This is a genomic window from Carboxylicivirga fragile (assembly GCF_050589805.1).
GTDB classification, from domain to species: domain Bacteria; phylum Bacteroidota; class Bacteroidia; order Bacteroidales; family Marinilabiliaceae; genus Carboxylicivirga; species Carboxylicivirga fragile.
In genome coordinates, this window is the sequence record NZ_JBNGOY010000044.1 from 22,869 (window position 1) to 42,927 (window position 20,059).

A 20,059-nucleotide genomic window follows, 5' to 3' on the forward strand; every position below is an offset into this window, starting at 1 on the left:
CACTCAAAGAATGATGCTTAACAATGACGGGAATAGAATTACTCAGTTTTAACACCGCCGAAATTCAAGCCATTTTACTTTCCTTAAAAGTGGCTTTCTACTGTGCGCTTGTCTCGCTTCCTTTTGCCTTGTGGCTTGCTCACATCATGGCTCGTCGTTCATTTTATGGTAAATCAATTATCGAAAGTCTAGTGCACCTGCCCTTGGTGCTACCTCCCGTAACCACAGGCTATCTTCTACTACTAATGTTCGGAACTAACGGTTGGATTGGTCAATGGCTTTACAGCACATTTAATATTAAAATAGCTTTCAGTTTTTATGCGGCTGTTCTTGCTTCTATCATCGTTTCGTTCCCCTTGATCGTTCGTTCCATACGCACAGCCATTGAAATGGTGGATACTGATCTTGAAGATGCCTCTCGCATATTGGGTGTTAATCGTTTAAAAACATTCTTCCGCATAACCGTTCCCTTAGCTTTGCCCGGCATAATCTCCGGAACCGTATTAGCCTTTGCCCGATCATTAGGTGAGTTTGGTGCCACCATAACCTTTGCTGGCAACATAGCAGGCGAAACACAAACCCTTCCTTTGGCCATTTATAGTAACATGCAGGTTCCTGGTCAGGAAGGAACAACCCTTCGGTTGGTATTAGTGTCGGTTGTATTATCGTTTATTGTTATGGCAATTTCGGAATGGATGGTACGTAGAATGAAGGCACGTAAATTTAATTAGGATGGTAGAAACTAAGTTCAAATTAAAACAAGGTAATTTTAACTTCGCCATCAACGAAAAATTTGATGCTGGCATTACAGGTATTTATGGTCCTAGCGGCGCTGGAAAAACGTCTCTTCTAAAAGCAATTTCCGGATTAATAAAACCCCAAGAAGGAGTTATCAATATCAATGGTAATGAAGTATTTAATGCAGAAAACAACACCAATATACCCGTTGAAAAACGACGCATTGGTTATGTATTTCAAGAAGGAAGACTGTTTCCTCACCTCAGTATTGAGCAGAACCTAAATTACGGTTTCAATAAGCACTCGCCCAAGCAACTGAGCTTCGATGCAGTAGTCGACTTACTTAATTTGAGGTCTCTTCTTAAACGAAAACCAAGTGCTATCTCTGGCGGCGAACGGCAACGAACCGCGCTTGGACGAGCTTTATTATCGTCGCCGGATATTTTATTACTCGACGAACCATTTTCAGCGGTTGATATTCATTTGCGAAGTCAGATTATTCCCTTTCTTTTAAAAATTCACAAAAGCATCGATATTCCAATTCTGGTTGTTAGCCACGATTTACCCGACCTTTTAAAACTGAGTAGTCGTTTATGCCTTATAAATAATGGCCATTGTATTGGGCATGATGATTACCATGAATTATTGAAAAAGGAAACTTCATTAAAACTATTTGCATCTGATGCCATAATGAATGCTATAACGATGACTGTAAAAGCCATCGACCCAGCGAAAGGACTTACGATTTTATCTAACAATGGCGATGAGAGCGATGTGCGCGTAAAGTGCGAAAAAAGTAAACTAACATATGGAATTGGCGAAGAACTAAAACTATTTATTAGTTCCGATGACATTGCGCTTTCCGAAAAAAAGGTAGAAGGTATAACCATTCAGAATCAGTTACAAGGAAACATTACGGACATAATAAAGCGAGAATCCACAAGTTTGTGTATTGTTGATGTAGGATTTAAACTGGTGGTTGAAATTACAGCTGAATCACAAAAACGAATGAACATTGAAGTTGGAAGTTTGGTTTGGTGCTTATTTAAATCAGTTGCCATTGATGTGGCAGGTTAATAGCAATTTTTTAATCGTATCTTTGTCGGAAATAATAGCATTATATGAAGTTTGAAGAGTTTGGCATCAATGCCAAGATACTGCGTAGCATTGACGAATTAGGCTATAAACGCCCAACAGATATTCAATTCAAAGCCATTCCTCCCATTCTAAAAGGTGAGGATGTGTTGGCCATTGCCCAAACCGGAACAGGAAAATCTGCCGCATTTGTGATACCAGTTTTACACATGCTTCAGAAAAAAAAGAGAAGTCATGCCGATGGTGTTCGTTGCATAGTAATGGTACCAACCCACGAATTGGCTATTCAAATAACCGATGTATTCAAACAAATAGGAAAACATACTTCGCTGAAATTCACAGCAATATATGGAGGGACAGAGCAAGACACTCAGATTGAACAGTTAAAAAAAGGTACGGATGTATTAATTGCAACTCCAGGTCGTGTTTTTGATTTTGTGAATCAGGGACATTTGAAAATATACAATGCTGAAATGCTGATATTAGATGAAGCGGATCATATGTTAGCTTTAGGTTTCATCAAGGACATTGAAGATTTAATTAAATATCTGCCTAAACAGCGACAAACCTTATTCTTTTCAGCAACCATTGATGCAAAAATAAAGAAGTTGGCCTATTCATTGGTTCGTCGCCCCATACGCATTCAAATTTCGCCAAAGAATCCTGTTGCTAAAAACATAGAACATTCGCTGGCGTTTATAAAAATGGATGATAAACGCTTCTTTTTAGAACGCGTTGTAAATTCTCATCCCGAAAATAAAATATTAGTATTTGTACGTACCAAGGTAAGAGCCGAAAGAGTAAAGAAGGCCATGGAGCGCGTAGATATTGAAAGCGTAACCATTCATAGTGATAAGAGCCAGAAAGAAAGAAGCGAGGCAATGGAGAGCTTTAAAAGTGGTAAAATAAAGGTATTAATTGCTACAGATGTAAGCGCCCGCGGAATTGACATCCCTAATGTTGAATACGTTGTTAATTACGATATACCTGAGGTTCCTGAAAACTATGTGCATAGGGTTGGACGAACAGGGCGTGCCAAAAATAAAGGCTACGCAATTTCATTTTGCAGCGATGAAGAAAAGGAGCTACTTACACAAATTGAAACTTATGTGGGAGGCAGCATTGATGTCGTAGATTTAGGTTCAGATGACTACGCCGACACCATTGACTTTTCGAGCGAAACAAGCACGGATTGGAAAAATCTAATGAAGGAAGCCGAGCAAAATGAGCAAAACTTCAAACCAAAGAAGAAGAAAAAGAAGAAAAAATAATAATCTGGCTGCGTCTTACTTTAGCTCTTCAAAATCAACATATTCACCATCATTTAAATCAGCTTTGTTACTCGGGGTTGATTCTTGTTGAGTACGCTTAATCGTTACCTTACCCTCTTCTTGTTTTGCCTTTTCTTTAAAGTTAGCACTTGCATTTTGCTGTTTTTGTTGCATCCGTTCAACACCCTTTTTTAATAACAGGGGCAGTACATAATGCCTTATTAGCTTGGATATAAGGTAGAAACCGACAAGGAATAATATGATTCTCATGAAATTTATTTTTTACAAATATAGAATATACCACTCGTAATTTGAAATGAGCTCTTAAATTTGCATTTACACAAGTGCATATTATTCTCGTTTAAAATCAAAATGGTAGTATTTGCTACTCAATAACCGTGCTAAAACTGCATCACCATCGAAACACTTGCGTGTTGGTCAGATACAGACGGAATGGCAGTCCAACTGCGCTTCTTTTTGTCATTTCGGCGGTCGTGTTGCCAGTATACTAGGCAGTTTTCATTATTAAAACTGAGCTCAGTGCTAATAATAATTGTTTCAAAAACCTCAGTCCTATTACCCGAATTAACTTTTCAATAACCACAAGTGTAAGAAATAAAAGTCAAAAAGCCTGTTGTACAAAGATGTACAACAGGCTTTTGTATCGATTATTTTAATCTATAGTTTTTTAGCCTCTTCTAATGCTTTCTGAAAGGTGTCATCAATTTCGTGAATGATTGGATAAAAACCCTCATTATCTATTAAATTTCGAGCCACATAAGCCTTTAGTTCTGTATCGATTATTTCCTTTGATTGCTCATACTGTTGCTTGTCAAATTTAACCCCTTTATCCTTTGCATAAAGCAAAAAGTCAGCAACTACATTCTTGGCATCCAAATACTCTTTAATGGCATTCGCCGTGCGCAAATTCTCTAATTCTTTTCGATTGTCATCGGCATATTTAAGCGCGAATCGATAAATAATACCATTCCTTCTTAAGTCAACAAAGTAATCTGTTATCATAGAAGTATCGCGAGGTACGAAGACATCAGGCATGATGCCTCCGCCACCATACACAATCTTTCCCGATTTGGTTTTATATTGCAGCGATTCATCAAAGTGAACACTGTCCTGATTAAAGAACTCACCTTGCTCAAATCGGTTATAAATATCGTGGTAATAATCTTCAACCCCATTTTCGTATGGTTTTTGAATACATCTGCCGCTTGGTGTGTAATAACGCGCAACCGTTAAACGTAAAGCTGAACCATCTGGTAATGGAATCTGCTGCTGCACCAATCCTTTACCAAAAGAACGACGCCCAACCACTACTCCGCGATCATTATCTTGTATGGCTCCAGCGAATATTTCACTAGCCGAAGCTGAAAATTCATCAACCAAAACAACAACTTTTGTATCCTGACAAGTACCAGATCCATTTGAATACACATCCTGACGAGCTTGTGCTTTACCCTCAGTATATACAATTAATTCCTTCGCTGCCAAAAACTCATTACATAAGGCAATTGCCACATCCAACAAACCTCCCGAATTACCTCTAAAATCAATAATTACTTGCTGGCAATTATTAGCTTTTAACTTAGCCAAAGCCGTTAAAAATTCCTGATAGGTTGTTTGAGCAAAGCGATCAACTTTAATGTATCCCGTTTCGTCATCCACCATATAGCCTACATCAACACTGTAAATAGGAATAATACCTCGGGTAATAGTAAAATCAGCAACCTCCAACGACGGACGACGAATAACACCCACTTTAACTTGTGTGCCCATTTCGCCACGCAGCTTCTTCATTACATCATTGGTATCAATATTCTTACCCGCAATAATTGAATCATCAACCATAACAATTCTATCGCCGGGCAATAAACCAACTTCCTCAGATGGTCCTCCCGGAATAACATTGATTACCAGAACAGTATCCTCTTGCATACTAAACTGAACCCCAATGCCGCCAAAATTACCTTGTAACTCTTCGTTAACCTTATTTAAATCCTTGGCAGGAATATATACCGTATGTGGATCAAGTTTCTTCAATATCTCAGGAATAATGGCTTCCTCTATTTCTTCTCGATTTACCGTATCAACATATTCCTCAACAATATGATCCATCAAAGCATCCAACTTATTGGTTTGAGGATAAATCATAAGTGGATTACCACTGCCCGAATGAGCTGGCATAAAATTACGTCCGATAAAAATTCCTAACACTACCAATAGCGCAAACACTACAGGCATTAATATTTGGTTTTTAGTATTCTTCATTCTTGAATCCTTATATTAATTCTTCTTCAATGTGTACTAATTCAATGTTGGCGCGATCTAATAGTTGTATGCCATCCTCGGTATGGTACTTTTCGATAAATACAACACGCTTAATGCCTGCCTGAATAATTAACTTGGCACATTCGATACAAGGCGATGCTGTTACATACAGCGTTGCACCATCAGAACTATTATTTGATCGAGCCACTTTTGTTATTGCATTGGCCTCGGCATGTAATACGTATGATTTCGTTTTATTCTCACAATCCTCACACTCATTTTCAAAACCCGATGGTGTGCCATTATAACCATCGCTAATAATCATTTTATTATGCACGATTAGCGCACCTACCTGGCGACGTTTACAATATGAGTTTTGAGACCAAACTCTAGCCATTGCCAGATAACGTTGGTCGAGCAGAAACTGCTTAGTATTGTCTTTTTTACTATTCATTCAACTGTTTTAAGCATGATAAGCACAAATGTAACAAAATATGCTTGTTGACTATTTCTAGAGATGCTTAGATTTTAGATAATAGACATTAGATTTATTTTCAGATTATCAAACATTCGCATATTATAAAAACGGAACCAATGCTTTGTAATTCAAAATAAACACCTTAGCTAACAGTAAACAATCAACTCGTGCTTTTAAAAATAGGGTTTACAACTTTGTGATTCGATAAACCGGATAAGGATAATACCTTGTTCCCCATTGTGCAACAATGTAACGGTCAAAAAAGTTCCATTTAAGCAAACTATCGTCTGATTGTGCCTCAAGAAGATAGGCTGCAAGATTAGCTAATCTCTGATTCATTGGAACATAAATGCTGCCCTTCTTAAAGGTTTTGGTCTTACTTTCAAAAGCACCCTCAATTACATTGGTGTAATGCCCTTGATTCAAACGCTTTGATGGACTAAGTTCACTAAACACAAATTCCTCCACCTCAAAACTTTGCTCTTCTTCTAGAAAAGAATAGGTAATACCATGCAAATCAAGAAGTACTTTTACTTCATCAATATTAGTTGAAAACACATAAGCTTGAGGAAAACTAATACTCTCTTCAGCAAAATAATCGGCAATGTACGGAACGGTCACTTTTATCTTACGATCTGTTTTACGGTATCTTTTCCATCCATTTTCGGTATGTGTGTATTCCGCCTCAAAAGCTAAAATAGTTACTGGTTCTGGTGTTGGTTTACCTTCGTATTTAATGGCAAACGAATCCGCAGGTAAGGCTTGAGTACTTCGATTGATTGTTTTTTCATCTACTTGTGCCAATAGGGTTTTAATTTCATTCTTATTATCTGCAGCGTAATCTAAAACAGACCACATGAGGTTGTAACAACCCACGACACGAGATTTATAATCTGCATATACGTAATTCTCATTTAAAATAGCCAAGCGATTACGTACACCAATGTAATTAACCATGTATCGCGGTTCGGCAGCGTAAGATATCCAACCCTTCTCAGGATTCAAGCGATCAATAAATTCGCCATAGAAACAATTAAGTGTATTGTATTCATCCGACATTTGATTGTGCACCCAAGGCATCATCTTATCACGCATATAATTTATCAGCTGCCTATCACCATTAGGATTCATAATCCAAGTAAAAGTAATGGGCTCTTCGTGGTACGAACCATTTGTGGTGTGGCAATCAAGCGTAATGGCAGGATCCCATTTATTAAGGATGTTTTTTATAACACCTTGCATTTCGGGTGACTCCAACTTCAATGCATCTCTATTTAAATCCAGATTCTGCCCGTTATATCTAATCCCAACCGAAGCAGGCCCATTTTGATGCGTTCGATTCTTCGTACTCATCTTCTCATTGCCATCGGCATTAAGGTTAGGGCAAATTAAAACAACAACATCTTTCAAATAATCCTTTTTAGCGTCGCTAATTAAATCGCGTGCTAACATTAGCGCCGCTTCTTTTCCCTCCACTTCGCCAGCATGAATATTGGCTTGGATGTAAACAACAATTCGTTCATCGTTCTTCAAATCGGCAATCGACTTTGGCATTGGATTAGCAACAATCATCATCGGAACCTTACGTCCTTCAACAGTTGTTGCAATATTTTCTACTCTAATAAGATTCGAACCATTATCCAAATATTCAACAGCTTGAATCACCTCATCGTAATTAGCCGTTCGGGTAAAATCAGATGATTCGGCTACGCTTAGCATTTTATTCTGGCTCCAACTGATATGCCCAAGCATAAGTATTGAAGCGATAAATAGATATCTCATTTAAATGGGTTTTGAGTATTATGACCTAAATATAGCCAAATAGCATGGTTGACAAAACCTGAATGTGCTTAAATTAAAACATGTGGGCATTTTGCAAAACAGGACTATGTGCTACCTTTGCGCCATGTCAGAAAAAGTGAAAGTATTTTTAAGCCTACTGTTGTCGATGATATGCTGGGCTTTCTCATTTGTGTGGATCAAACAGGCATTTGAATCATTCAATCCACTTACAATTGTCGTATTACGCCTGACCTTGAGCGCCGTCTTACTTTTTGTAATTCTTACGCTTATGAAGAAGCTTAAAAGGCTTCATTTAAAAGATTTCAAATGGTTTGTTTTATTGGCTTTCTTCGAACCATTTTTATATTTCATGGGCGAGAGTTTTGGTTTGCAAGTGGTCTCCTCAACCGTTGGTGCAGTAATTGTTTCAACCATACCATTATTTTCTCCAATTACCGATCGCTTGTTTTTTAAGAGTAGAATTAGCGCAATGAATATTGCTGGTATTGTCATTTCTTTTGCCGGTGTACTTTTTATTATTTTCGAAGATGGCTTTAATTTAACGGCTCCGCTTTACGGCATTTTGCTAGTCTTTTTGGCAGTATTTGCAGCTTTAGGCTATTCAGTAGTTTTAAAGAAAATACCAAAATCATACAATGCTGTTAGTATCATCACCTATCAAAATATGATCGGCATTTTCTTTTTCCTTCCTTTATTTTTTACCTATGAATGGGAGCATTTTATATCAACTACAATTACAAGCACTTCCATTTGGGCAGTGGTACAATTAGCCATATTTGCATCATCACTTGCCTTTATATTTTTTACTTATGGTATGCGTATCATTGGTATTACCAAAGCCAATGTTTTTGTTAATCTCATACCTGTGTTTACCGCCATATTTGCTTATTTTATTCTGGGCGAATTATTAAACGTTCAAAAGATTGTGGGAATTATTATTGTTGTGGGAGGTGTTTTTATCTCGCAATTAAAAATTAGAAAGAATGGTGTTTGATCCTGACAAACTAAGAGCCGATGCACAAAATAAGGCAAAGGAAAACAAGGCTTTCTTAGCTAAGTTAAAAAAGAAAAAACCCAAGGACTTGGATGATGAAACACATGCACTGCACGAGCAAGTATTTGAATATACCGATTGTCTGGAATGTGCTAATTGTTGTAAATCAATAAGTCCAATTGTAATCGACAGAGACATTGATCGCTTAGGCAAGCACCTGCGTATGAAACCATCGGCTGTTATTGAAGCTTATTTGCGACTGGATGAAGATGGTGACTACGTTTTTAGAGAAAGCCCGTGTCCATTTCTGATGCCTGATAATTATTGCATGGTGTATGAATCTCGTCCAAGAGCTTGTCGTGAATATCCACATACAGATCGCAAACGTTTTTTTCAAATAAGTAAACTCACCTACCAAAACACTTTTATCTGTCCGGCTGTTTTTGATGTAGTGGAAGGTTTAAAACCTATATATGAATAAAAAACACATGAGCTTTTAACACTAAATTGATAAATTTGCCGTTCTACAAAAGGAAAATGGAGAGAATGAGAATAATATTAAGCTTGCTTTTTATAGTATCACTTGGGTTAACGACTCGAGCGCAGCAGGCAGGAAACTTTACATACGAATTCTTGAATGTCACAAATTCGGCAAGAGTTGGTGCTTTGGGAGGTAATCAAGTTGGTTTGGCCGATGATGATATCAACCTCGTATTTAATAATCCAGCAAATTTATCCTCTGCTCTTAACGGACAAATCACTTTAAACTATGTACCATATGTAAGTGATATCAATACTGCATTTGCAGCATATGCGCATCACAATGATAAAATTGGATCATTCGCACTTGGTATTCAAACCATTAATTACGGCACTTTTGATCGGGCCGATGAAAATGGTAACCTGCAGGGTACCTTTAGTGCTGCAGAATATGCCATCCACCTAAACTACGCCAAAGTACTATCACCTAAACTACAAGCTGGTATTGCCTTGAAGCCCATCATTTCAAATTTTGAACAGTACAATTCCTTTGGACTGGCAGCCGACATAGGTGTCATGTATAAATCAAGTGATCAACTTTTCAGTGCAGGAATAACACTAAAAAACCTTGGCTCGCAAATAACCACCTATAACGATACCTACGAACCATTGCCGCGCGATTTACAAATAGGTATTGCCAAGAAATTGGCTCATGCACCTTTTCGTTTAAGCCTAACGGCTCAAGATTTATTAGATTGGAAAACAAAGTACACTGTTTATGATGGTAATGGAGATGAAGTGAGTGAGTTAAGCAATACCGATTCTAGCATTGATCAACTAATGCGCCACATGGTTATTGGCCTCGAATTTCTGCCCCATAAAAACTTCTATGTAAATGCCGGATACAATCACCGACGAAGAAAAGAGTTGGGCATTAAAGAAAAAATGTCAACAGCTGGTTTCTCATGGGGCTTTGGATTTAAGGTGTACAAGTTTCACTTCTCATACGGATCGGCTCGTTATCATCTGGCAGGTTCGTCAAATCACTTTAGCATTTCAACCAGCTTGAGCAACTTTAAATCGTCGAATTAATTTAACTTAATTAACAAGTAAGTTTGATTAAGCAGCATAATTACTTTAAATTAATTATCTTTACTTATACCATATCCTTTTCCCTAAACAATAATTTGTGATACATGTTACCTTACAAAGGGAGCATTGGCAATTGTATTCTTTCTATACAAATAGAATACTTTAGCTGTGTTTCTGAATAAATAAGGAATGCGCACACCCAACATTTTATATTTCGTAAATAATAAAACAGTCATAGCCATGAAAACATTTAATGTTGACATCCCCGAAGAACAACTGGAATTTGTTTTAGAATTATTTGATTCACTTAATTTTCTATCATATACTGAAGCTAAACCCGAACCACGTAATTATATAGCCAAAGATTATATGGTAAAAAAGGGCTTAATTCCTGATGAAAATCCGCCAGCCTCAGATGATGCTAAGAAGCAAAAAATTGATCAACTCAGTGAGTTGAGAAAAAACATTGACCTACTTCAAAGTAAGCGGCAAAAAGAAGCTCCCAAGGTGCTCAATTTTCGTTTACCAACATCAATAAAGAATGGTAAGGCAAGTGAAATCCAGCAATTTTCGGATTGCGAAAAACTAAAGAATTACCTAGAAAGCTATTTACGAATAGGTATTCATAAAATTGATTTTAAAACGAATAAGAAGAAAGCACTCGAAATGGACAATTACCAGGTAGTGGCCATCGTAAAAGAATCAGAAACTAACTTCACAAACATCACAGCAGGATTCTCTGACATTGAGTTTTAAACTGATTTTTTCCGAATATATGGTTGAATTAATACGCGCAAGGATTGATCGCGCGAGAAATAACTTTGTGCCCAATTAACAAATATGAAAAATCGGTTCTTGACTCCAACTATGGCCATTAAGTGAACAAACAGCCACAGAAACCAAGCAAATACGCCTGAAAACTTCACTCCTGGTAAATCAGCTACAGCCATATTTCGCCCAATGGTAGCCAAACTTCCCTTATCCTTATATTTAAATTTTTTCTTATTTCCTTTTAAAATATTCCGTGCTAAGTTATCCGCCTGCTGAATGGCCACTTGTGCCACTTGTGGATGCCCGTTTTCAAATTCAGTATCATCGCTTATGCAAGAAATATCTCCAATGGCATATACATTATGCAAACCTTCAAGTTGATTAAAAGAATCAACCTTTATACGCCCTGATCGCATCCAAAACTCATTTGGAATACCATTAATGAAGCGCCCTTTAACACCAGCTGTCCATAAAAGGTTACGCGCATATTTAACTTTGTTATCAGGCAAGCTAACCTTATCGCCATTGTAATCAACAATAGGTGTTTTTAAATGTACTTCCACCCCTAATTCTTTCAAAAAATAAAGTGCCTTATTTCCAGCCTCAACCGACATACCGTTTAATAAACGATCACTTGCTTCGTACAGATAAATCTTCATGCGCGAAAAATCCAATTCCGGATAATCCTTTGGCAATACATAACGTCGCATTTCAGCAATGGCACCTGATAACTCTACTCCGGTAGGCCCACCTCCAACAACTACAACAGACATCAACTTGCTTTGCTTGTCCGCATCATCGGTTAAAATAGCCTTTTCAAAGGAAGACAGAATACGGTTGCGCAGATTAATAGCCTCCGCTGTTGTTTTCATTGGCAAACCGTACTTTTCAAGATTATCGGATCCAAAGTAATTAGTTGTAACACCTGTTGCAATCACCAAATAATCATAAGATAGCGGCCCATTGCTAGTTATCACATATTTCTGTTCATGATCAATATTTAATAATTCCGTCTGCCTAAAATGCAGGTTCGAATGTTTCTGAAATATTTTACGGACAGGAAAAGAAATGGAGCTTGGTTCAATGCCGGAGGTAGCCACCTGGTAAAACAATGGTTGAAACTGATGAAAATTCTGCTTGTCCATCACCACAACCTGAAAAGGTGAATTTATGAGCTTACGAGCCAATTTTAAACCAGCAAAACCAGCACCAATTATAACAACTCGTTTTTTCTTATTCTGAGGTAGATTAAAGCTATTCTTCATGAGAAATATTTTGCAAGAAGAACAGCCAAACAAAAGGAAAGTTTGTTAATTGAAGAAAAAATTATCTAATTAAAATTAAACCGTATCAGTATTCTCAGCATCTACCTCCTCGTCTGCGAAAATACGATTGGTTCGGATGGCATAATAAATACCCGGCAGTGAGCATATTAAAGAGTTGAGATAAAACAAAACACTAATGGCTACGGCCTGTTCTTTGTTTATGCTAAGGTAGATCGCCCCTTGCATAAATGTAAATTCACGAGCTCCAATTCCTCCCAATGTAATAGGAACTGCTGATGCGATTGTTGATAAAAAGAACAAGAACATATAATCATCCCAATAACCATCAACCTGAGCTCCCATACCCATTAGCAAACACATTACAGCCAACATCTGAATGCCTTGAACCAGCAAGGACCATAATGAAACCGGCAAAAAAGCCTTGGTCATTTTACGATTGAACAACCATAAAAACAAATAATAGCCGACACTCACAAAAGGAATTAGTAGAAAAAACCACCCTTTATAAGGCAGATCATATTCAATAAAATAAACCAGTCCAAAAATATATACCAGGATGATTGACAATCCACTCACACGATCGGCCAATACCACGCCTATCAATTCCTTAACCGCTAGCTTGTACTTCTTTCTTAAATAGTAAACCTTATAGCCATCGCCCCCAACACCCCCAGGTAGGAAAAAGTTATAAAACATGCCTAACCAATAAAGTTTAATATTGGCTTTGTAGGCAATTTTTAAGGGTAGAGACTTAAACAGAGTATTTAAACGATAGGCACTAGCCAACTGAGAAACGCCATACAACAACATGGCAATAAAAACATATATGGGCTTAACCGTAGCAATGGAACTACCAACCTGCTGCATGTCGAGCTGAGAAACGATATAATAAATAGCAGCAGCCGAGAATGCTATCTTTAGCCCTAACTTCAAAACTTTAATTAATTGCTTTTGCTCAGCCATTTATTCTAAATCGAATCATAAAAAGAACCATGCTTGCAACAAATGACCTGCATGGTTCTCAAAAAAATATTTAGAAACGTGTTTAACGTTTATGTAATCCACATTCTTTGGTATCAGGACTTTCCCACCACCATCTTCCAGCTCTCACATCTTCACCTTCTTCAATGGCGCGTGTACAAGGTTGGCATCCAATGCTTGGAAACCCTTTGTCGTGAAGCGTATTATAAGGAATTCCTTTTTCTTTGATGTAATCCCAAACCTGCTCTTCTGTCCAACTAGCTAACGGATTAATCTTTATCAAATTATTATTGCCATCCCATTCAACGACATTAATGTCAGTTCGAGTTACCGACTGGCCAGCTCGCAAACCACAAATCCACACGTCAAGACCATTAAAAGCCCTTTTTAATGGTTCTATTTTGCGATTATTACAGCACTCTTTTCGGTTCTCAACACTTTCGAAAAACAGGTTAATCCCTTTGGCATTCACCATTTTCTGAACCTTCTTTTTCTTTGGAAAATAGATCTTCAGGTTCTTTTTATACTTACGAGAGGTTCTATCAATTAAATCGTAGGTTTCAGGAAATAAACGACCTGTATCTAAGGTGAATATTTCTATCTCGGGGTTGATTGCAACAAGCATTTCGGTTAATACCTGATCTTCGGCACCTAAACTAGAAGCCAAGCCAATTTTATCACCAAAACGTTCAGCAAAATACTTAAGTATCTCTTGTGCGCTGGCAGAACGAAACTGCTCATTCAGCTCTTTAATTTCTTCAATCTTCATGTTTACGAATAATTTGATTGCAAAGATAACATATAAAAACCACCTCCAAACAATTGAAGGTGGTTCAAAATATTTTCATTTCATCGAATTTACAACTTACCTCCAAAACAAACACCCATACTACGTCCTTGTTCAATTAAATAATGATCAGGCTTTAATAAACGTAATTTACCTCCTACTTCTTCAAGCGGAACCGAAGTAATGGTATCGTTCTTAAGTGAAACCATTGTGCCAAATTCACCACGATGAATTAAATCGGCTGCATGCGCTCCATAGCGAGTTGCTAATATTCTATCTTGTGCACTTGGTGTACCACCTCGTTGTATATAACCAAGTATGGTTTCACGCGTTTCCATACCAGTCATCTTTTCAATTTTCTTTCCAATATAGCTTGCCGCTGATTTCTTTTTAGGTCTCTCAATTCCCTCAGCCACTACCACAATTGAATATGGTTTACCCACTCTACTTCTCTCCAAAAGACATTCTGCAACCTTCTCTAAATCATATTCTAACTCAGGTAATAGAATTACATCGCCACCAGCTGCAATGCCCGAATACAAAGTAATCCAACCAGCATGATGCCCCATCAACTCAATAACCATAACTCGTTTGTGCGAGTTAGCCGTTGTATGCAGGCGGTCAATGGCTTCGGTAGCTATATCTACAGCCGAATCAAAACCAAAAGTCACATCTGTACCCCAAACATCATTATCTATGGTTTTAGGAATACCAATCACATTCAAACCTTCTTTTGATAGTAAATTAGCCGTTTTTTGAGTACCATTACCACCAATGCATACCAATGCATCAAGACCAAGTTTTTCGTAATTCTGCTTGATTATTTGTGGCTTATCTGTAATAGCGTGACCTGCATCTGGTTTAAATGGTTTAAATCTTGAAGTTCCTAGTATGGTTCCCCCAACGGTTATGATACCTGAAAGCTCCTTTTCTTCCATTGGGTGCACTTCCATATCGACCAACCCACTGAAACCATTGGCAATGCCAACCACTTCCATTCCATACTTCACTATAGCTGTTTTACCAACGCCTCGAATGGCCGCATTAATACCAGGGCAATCGCCTCCAGCTGTAAGGATTCCAATCCTTTTTTTATCTTTTCCCATAGTATTCGGTTTTTATAATCATTCGAAAATACTCTTTTTACAACAAAATTCTCAATGAATATTTGCCCCCTTGGGCTACTCATGAAACACCAAAAGTGGCACCTCAGTATGAAACAACAACTTACGCGTAATACTGGAATGAAAAATCTTTGAAATCATATTTCGCTTATGACGAGTCATTGCAATCATATCAATGCTTTTATTGGCCATATAAACATCCAATGCGTGTAAGAAATCTGAACCTGTAATAAACTCAAAATCCATCGTGTGATTCCGATAGGTCTTTTCACAATACGCCTGCATTTGCTCAATTCGCTTTTTATCCCATTTATCGGGCATTGAAGTAGTGAAATGAACCGCATGTATTTGTGTTTCGAATGGAGAAACCAAACGAACCAATTTATGTAACGATCGGTAATCCGATTCTCCAAAATCCGTAACAAATAAAATGCGGTTAAGACGATCTAAATTTACTGATGATTTATGAGGAACGGCTAAAACAGGAACACGTGCCTTTTTAATGACATCGCTTGTGACACTGCCCAAAAGCTCTTTAATTGTTTCCTCTTTACTCTTCGTTCCCATTACAATTACATCAGGCTCATCGCGTTTGCTGATCCCTACCAGAATATCCTCAGGATAACCCTGCTCAATTCGAACAGTTACCTTTTGTGATGGATGCTTTTGAGTTAAATCTGTTTTGATTTTCTGAAGCTCCACCTCTACTTGCTTATTCGATAAAATTGCGTTTGTTTCTTCAACCAAATCAGATAAACAATGAATCAAACAAATATTGGATGGCATTTTTTCGCCCAACTTTAATGCATACTCCAAAGCATGCATGGCGCTTGTTGAAAAATCTATTGGAACCAATATCTGTACCATCTTCGCTGAATTCTATTACTTAGGTAAACCAAGTTACAAAAAAAAGAAGCTTATTAAAAATAGAAAAGCCAGCTTCTGAGAAGCTGGCTTTCTATTTTGTGATATTTCAGTACTTATTAGATGATTAACATGGCATCTCCGTAAGTTCCGAATCTATATTTTTCCTTAACAGCAACATCGTATGCCTCCATAATAAAATCATAACCACCAAAACCAGCAGCCATCATCATTAAGGTAGATAGCGGCAAGTGGAAGTTAGTAATCATGCTATTGGCAACTTGAAACTCATATGGTGGGAATAAGAATTTATTTGTCCACCCTTCAAAAGGTTTAACATGACCGTATGTTGAAACCGAGCTTTCCAAAGTACGCATAACTGTAGTACCAACAGCACAAACACGTTTCTTCTTGTCTTTTCCAGCATTGATGATTTTTGTTGCATCTTCAGTTATAAAGATCTGCTCTGAATCCATTTTATGCTTGGTCAAATCCTCAACATCTACCTGACGGAAGTTACCTAATCCAACATGTAAAGTAACTTCAGCAAAATCAGTTCCTTTAATTTCCAGACGCTTCATTAATTCGCGACTAAAGTGCATTCCTGCAGTTGGTGCAGCAACAGCTCCTTCATGTTTAGCATAAATTGTTTGGTAACGCTCACGATCTTCAGGCGTTACTTCACGATTAATTTGCTTTGGAAGCGGTGTTTCACCTAATCCATATAACATCTTCTTAAATTCGTCATATGAGCCATCGTAAAGAAAACGTAAAGTACGTCCACGTGATGTTGTATTGTCAATTACCTCAGCAACCAACATATCATCCTCACCAAAATACAATTTATTACCAATACGAATCTTACGAGCAGGATCCACTAAAACATCCCATAAACGTTGATCCTGATTTAATTCGCGAAGCAAAAACACTTCGATCTCAGCACCTGTTTTCTCCTTATTTCCATATAAGCGAGCCGGGAATACTTTTGTGTTATTAAAAACCATCACATCCTCATTATCGAAATAATCGATAACATCTTTAAATACCTTGTGCTCAATCGTTTTTTTCTTACGATCTAACACCATCAAACGCGATTCATCTCTATTCGGAGCTGGGTGTAATGCAATTAAATCTTCGGGAAGATTATATTTAAATTTTGATAACTTCATAAAGTATTATTTATCCCTATTAGTGAATTATTTACAGACAATATTGGCCTACCTTATACGCAAGCTTTCTCAATTAGTTACAAAGGAAGCTAATTTTTTTTCAATTTCTTCCATCGACATCGCATCTTTCAGCAAATGAGTGCCTATTCGTGTTCGAACCAAACCCGTCAGATGTGCTCCTGAATCTAAGGCTTTGCCCAGATCGTACGCCAGAGAGCGGATGTAAGTCCCCTTGCTACAATTAACATCAATTTTAAAATCCTTGCCTTGCATTTCGAGCAAGTTAATATCGCTTATGTGTACATTACGACTTTTAAGCTCAACCGCCTGACCTTTTCGTGCTAAGTCATAGGCCTTTTGACCTTTCACCTTTAAGGCAGAAAAAATAGGTGGCATTTGCTCAATATCACCCTTAAAGTTTTGCAAGCACTCTTCAACTTTTTCCTTATCAATATGCTCCCATGGGAAAAATTCATCAGGCTCGGTTTCTAAATCATAGGATGGCGTTGTGCTTCCAAGTTGTATATCTGCAATATACTGCTTATCTAATCCTAAAAATTGATCAATTTGCTTTGTTGCTTTACCTGTACAAACAATTACCAAACCTGTTGCCAAAGGATCAAGCGTACCCGCATGCCCAACTTTAATCTTCTTTATTCCTAAATAGCGTTTTAATGAAAAACGTATTTTATTTACAACATCAAACGAAGTCCATTCCAAAGGTTTATTCACAAGCAATACCTGACCTGCCACAAACCCATCAACACTCAATTCCATTCTTCGTGTTTAATTATATTCTTAATTAATAAGGCTACTAACAATCGCAATTAAGCCAACAACTGCACAGTAAATAGAGAAATAACTCAACTTACTTTTTCGCACTAGCTTAATCATCCATGTACAAGCAAACAAACCCGTTACAAATGCAGCCACAAAGCCTATGAGTACAGGCAATATACTTTCGCCTTGTAAGGTAAAATCGCTGGATAACATGTCTTTGGCCATCTTACCCAAAATTAACGGCACTACCATTAAAAATGAAAATCGAGTAGCTTTACTACGATCAACACCTAACAAAACTGATGTTGAAATAGTAGCTCCAGAACGAGAAATGCCTGGGAGAATAGCAATGGCTTGAGCAACCCCAATAACGATAGCTCCCCAAAAAGAAACACCTTTCTCTGTCGTTTTTGCCCTATCTGCCAGAAAAAGCAAACCAGCTGTAAGCAACAACATAAATCCAACCAATAATATTTGGCTGTCGAAAAGCGCCTCAAGCTCATCCGCAAAAACTACACCAACAAAGGCAGCAGGAAGCATCGACAATATAATTTTTAAAGAAAACACTGTTTGATCATTCCATTTAAATTGAAATAAGCCAGTTACAATTTCCAATATTTCCTTTCGAAAAATTACGATTGTGCTTAAAGCCGTTGCGCCGTGCAACATTACAGTCATGAACATGCTTTCCTTAGCCATGGCATTACTACCAAATAATGCTTTCACAATTTCGAGATGACCGCTACTACTGACGGGCAAAAACTCAGTTAATCCTTGAATAATTCCAAGAATCAACGCTTCAAATATTCCCATAAAAATTTACTGCTTATTTCTCAGCCTTAGGCTTCTTCATTATGGCATAAATCTCAAACATAAATCCGAACAACACAATCATAGGTGCCAAAGTAATTCGTCTGAAACTAAAAATCTCTTCATTAAAAACACTAGGATCATCACTACGACCACCCATCATCAGCAAAAAACCAACGATTATTATTGCAAAACCAATTGCCAATAGTATGTAGTTTTCTTTACCCAATGCAAACTGAAATTTTTGTTCGTTATCCTTCTTACTCATAATTTTTAATCCTTAAAAATATAAATCGTCGGTACGTAAATTCAAATATTTATTAACTGCTATATAAGTTGATACAAGCGTAATTAATACGCCGCTAACAATTACAATTCCAAACAGAATCAGAATCAAATCCATATTCTGAAAACCAATCACACCGGCCAATTCATGACTTGTATAATAAACTAATCCGGCCAAAAGAACGATCGCTAAAGTTGCTCCCACCAGTCCATGTAATATACTTGTCATTAAAAATGGCTGTCGTATAAACCCTTTGGTAGCTCCCACCAGCTGCATTGTTCGAATCAAAAAGCGCTTAGAATAAACTGAAAGGCGAATGGTGTTATTTATTAATGCAATGGCAATTAACAACAACATTAATGCAAATACTCCAAGTATTAAGGCTATTCGCTGCACATTCTGATGAACTAGGTGAATCAGGTTTTTTTGGTATAATACTTCTTTAACCTGTGGAAAATCCATTATTACCGCTTCAACAGTTGCAATACTATCAGGGTGAGCATAATCGGCAAATAATTTCACTTCAATTGACGATAGCAAAGGGTTGTATCCCAGGAAGTCAACAAAATCCTCTCCAAGCTCTTCAGTCAATTCGGCTGCTGCGCGCTCCTTATCAACATATTCGGTTTGCTTAATAAATGGGGAGGTCGTTAATAATTTCTCCAAACGTTTAACCTCAGCTTCACGGGCATTATCCTTAATAAGCACGGTAAAACCAATGTTTTCTTTCACATATTGAGAAAGTTTTTGCGCATTGAGCGACAATAAACCAATGATACCCAACAAGAAAAGAACCAATGCTATACTTATGGTTGTGGTAACATACGAGCTACGTAATTTCCTACCACTTTTTATTTGTTTCGACTGTGCCATTTATAATAATTACTGCAAAAATATAAAATGCCTTATGTATGAACGGAAAAAGATGCGAATTTATCTGCGAATTAACAAAATTTAACCGTAAGCA

21 protein-coding genes are annotated in these 20,059 nt (G+C 37.4%); 7 read left to right on the forward strand and 14 right to left on the reverse strand.

Annotated features, from left to right (window positions below; genetic code table 11):
• The first annotated feature begins 23 nt into the window (after positions 1-23).
• Genes modB through ACRD7B_RS17375 form a run of 3 tightly spaced genes read left to right on the forward strand, consistent with a single transcriptional unit; the run spans position 24 to position 3,104 of the window.
• Positions 24-731, forward strand: a complete 708-nt coding sequence (gene modB, locus ACRD7B_RS17365) for a molybdate ABC transporter permease subunit (RefSeq protein ID WP_430825878.1) — start codon at positions 24-26, stop codon at positions 729-731.
• A gap of 1 nt (position 732) precedes the next feature.
• Positions 733-1,815, forward strand: a complete 1,083-nt coding sequence (modC, locus tag ACRD7B_RS17370; RefSeq protein ID WP_430825879.1) for a molybdenum ABC transporter ATP-binding protein — start codon at positions 733-735, stop codon at positions 1,813-1,815.
• A 44-nt stretch (positions 1,816-1,859) separates the two neighbouring features.
• Positions 1,860-3,104, forward strand: coding sequence for a DEAD/DEAH box helicase (locus ACRD7B_RS17375; protein WP_430825880.1), 1,245 nt, complete (start codon positions 1,860-1,862; stop codon positions 3,102-3,104).
• 15 nt (positions 3,105-3,119) lie between these two features.
• Here ACRD7B_RS17375 and ACRD7B_RS17380 read toward each other — a convergent pair whose 3' ends face one another.
• The 4 genes from ACRD7B_RS17380 to ACRD7B_RS17395 all read right to left on the reverse strand — a co-directional run bounded on the left by ACRD7B_RS17380 (position 3,120) and on the right by ACRD7B_RS17395 (position 7,647).
• Positions 3,120-3,374 carry a DUF4834 family protein gene (locus tag ACRD7B_RS17380; RefSeq protein ID WP_430825881.1) on the reverse strand — a complete coding sequence of 85 codons (255 nt, stop codon included), beginning with the start codon at positions 3,372-3,374 and terminating at the stop codon, positions 3,120-3,122.
• A 408-nt stretch (positions 3,375-3,782) separates the two neighbouring features.
• The gene (locus tag ACRD7B_RS17385) at positions 3,783-5,387 is read right to left on the reverse strand and encodes a S41 family peptidase (RefSeq protein ID WP_430825882.1); all 1,605 of its coding nucleotides are present in this window, start codon (positions 5,385-5,387) and stop codon (positions 3,783-3,785) included.
• A gap of 10 nt (positions 5,388-5,397) precedes the next feature.
• Positions 5,398-5,841 carry a deoxycytidylate deaminase gene (locus ACRD7B_RS17390; RefSeq protein ID WP_430825883.1) on the reverse strand — a complete coding sequence of 148 codons (444 nt, stop codon included), beginning with the start codon at positions 5,839-5,841 and terminating at the stop codon, positions 5,398-5,400.
• 210 nt (positions 5,842-6,051) lie between these two features.
• Positions 6,052-7,647 carry a M14 family metallopeptidase gene (locus tag ACRD7B_RS17395; RefSeq protein ID WP_430825884.1) on the reverse strand — a complete coding sequence of 532 codons (1,596 nt, stop codon included), beginning with the start codon at positions 7,645-7,647 and terminating at the stop codon, positions 6,052-6,054.
• A gap of 124 nt (positions 7,648-7,771) precedes the next feature.
• Between ACRD7B_RS17395 and ACRD7B_RS17400 the strand changes: the two genes are divergently transcribed.
• The 4 genes from ACRD7B_RS17400 (at position 7,772) to ACRD7B_RS17415 (ending at position 10,990) form a co-directional block, all read left to right on the forward strand.
• Positions 7,772-8,662, forward strand: a complete 891-nt coding sequence (locus ACRD7B_RS17400; RefSeq protein ID WP_430825909.1) for a DMT family transporter — start codon at positions 7,772-7,774, stop codon at positions 8,660-8,662.
• The gene (locus ACRD7B_RS17405; RefSeq protein ID WP_430825885.1) at positions 8,652-9,143 is read left to right on the forward strand and encodes a YkgJ family cysteine cluster protein; all 492 of its coding nucleotides are present in this window, start codon (positions 8,652-8,654) and stop codon (positions 9,141-9,143) included. The genes ACRD7B_RS17400 and ACRD7B_RS17405 overlap by 11 nt, the downstream gene beginning before the upstream one ends.
• A 65-nt stretch (positions 9,144-9,208) precedes the next feature.
• Positions 9,209-10,234, forward strand: coding sequence for a type IX secretion system protein PorQ (porQ, locus tag ACRD7B_RS17410; RefSeq protein ID WP_430825886.1), 1,026 nt, complete (start codon positions 9,209-9,211; stop codon positions 10,232-10,234).
• Between the two features lie 240 nt (positions 10,235-10,474).
• Positions 10,475-10,990 (forward strand): hypothetical protein, encoded by a 516-nt coding sequence (locus ACRD7B_RS17415; RefSeq protein ID WP_430825887.1) that lies wholly within the window; start codon positions 10,475-10,477, stop codon positions 10,988-10,990.
• Here the strand turns inward: ACRD7B_RS17415 and ACRD7B_RS17420 are convergent.
• The 10 genes from ACRD7B_RS17420 to ACRD7B_RS17465 form a co-directional block, all read right to left on the reverse strand.
• Entirely contained in the window at positions 10,987-12,270 is a 1,284-nt protein-coding gene (locus ACRD7B_RS17420) for an NAD(P)/FAD-dependent oxidoreductase (RefSeq protein ID WP_430825888.1), read from the reverse strand. The two genes, ACRD7B_RS17415 and ACRD7B_RS17420, sit on opposite strands and share 4 nt — an antisense overlap.
• Before the next feature lie 75 nt (positions 12,271-12,345).
• The gene (locus ACRD7B_RS17425; RefSeq protein ID WP_430825890.1) at positions 12,346-13,254 is read right to left on the reverse strand and encodes a lysylphosphatidylglycerol synthase transmembrane domain-containing protein; all 909 of its coding nucleotides are present in this window, start codon (positions 13,252-13,254) and stop codon (positions 12,346-12,348) included.
• Between the two features lie 82 nt (positions 13,255-13,336).
• Complete coding sequence (locus tag ACRD7B_RS17430) at positions 13,337-14,041, reverse strand: phosphoadenylyl-sulfate reductase (RefSeq protein ID WP_430825892.1); 705 nt, start codon at positions 14,039-14,041, stop codon at positions 13,337-13,339.
• 89 nt (positions 14,042-14,130) lie between these two features.
• On the reverse strand, positions 14,131-15,165 hold the full coding sequence (locus ACRD7B_RS17435) for an ATP-dependent 6-phosphofructokinase (protein WP_430825894.1): 1,035 nt from the start codon (positions 15,163-15,165) through the stop codon (positions 14,131-14,133).
• A 75-nt stretch (positions 15,166-15,240) separates the two neighbouring features.
• Entirely contained in the window at positions 15,241-16,050 is an 810-nt protein-coding gene (locus ACRD7B_RS17440; protein WP_430825895.1) for a universal stress protein, read from the reverse strand.
• A 116-nt stretch (positions 16,051-16,166) separates the two neighbouring features.
• Entirely contained in the window at positions 16,167-17,216 is a 1,050-nt protein-coding gene (queA, locus tag ACRD7B_RS17445) for a tRNA preQ1(34) S-adenosylmethionine ribosyltransferase-isomerase QueA (protein ID WP_430825896.1), read from the reverse strand.
• Positions 17,217-17,285: 69 nt separating this feature from the next.
• Positions 17,286-17,993, reverse strand: a complete 708-nt coding sequence (gene truB, locus ACRD7B_RS17450; RefSeq protein ID WP_430825897.1) for a tRNA pseudouridine(55) synthase TruB — start codon at positions 17,991-17,993, stop codon at positions 17,286-17,288.
• Between the two features lie 21 nt (positions 17,994-18,014).
• Positions 18,015-18,809 carry an undecaprenyl-diphosphate phosphatase gene (locus ACRD7B_RS17455; RefSeq protein WP_430825898.1) on the reverse strand — a complete coding sequence of 265 codons (795 nt, stop codon included), beginning with the start codon at positions 18,807-18,809 and terminating at the stop codon, positions 18,015-18,017.
• A 13-nt stretch (positions 18,810-18,822) separates the two neighbouring features.
• Positions 18,823-19,074, reverse strand: coding sequence for a DUF3098 domain-containing protein (locus tag ACRD7B_RS17460; RefSeq protein WP_430825899.1), 252 nt, complete (start codon positions 19,072-19,074; stop codon positions 18,823-18,825).
• Between the two features lie 12 nt (positions 19,075-19,086).
• Positions 19,087-19,965: a cell division protein FtsX gene (locus tag ACRD7B_RS17465; protein ID WP_430825900.1), complete on the reverse strand. Its 879-nt coding sequence runs from the start codon at positions 19,963-19,965 to the stop codon at positions 19,087-19,089.
• Positions 19,966-20,059 lie beyond the last annotated feature (94 nt).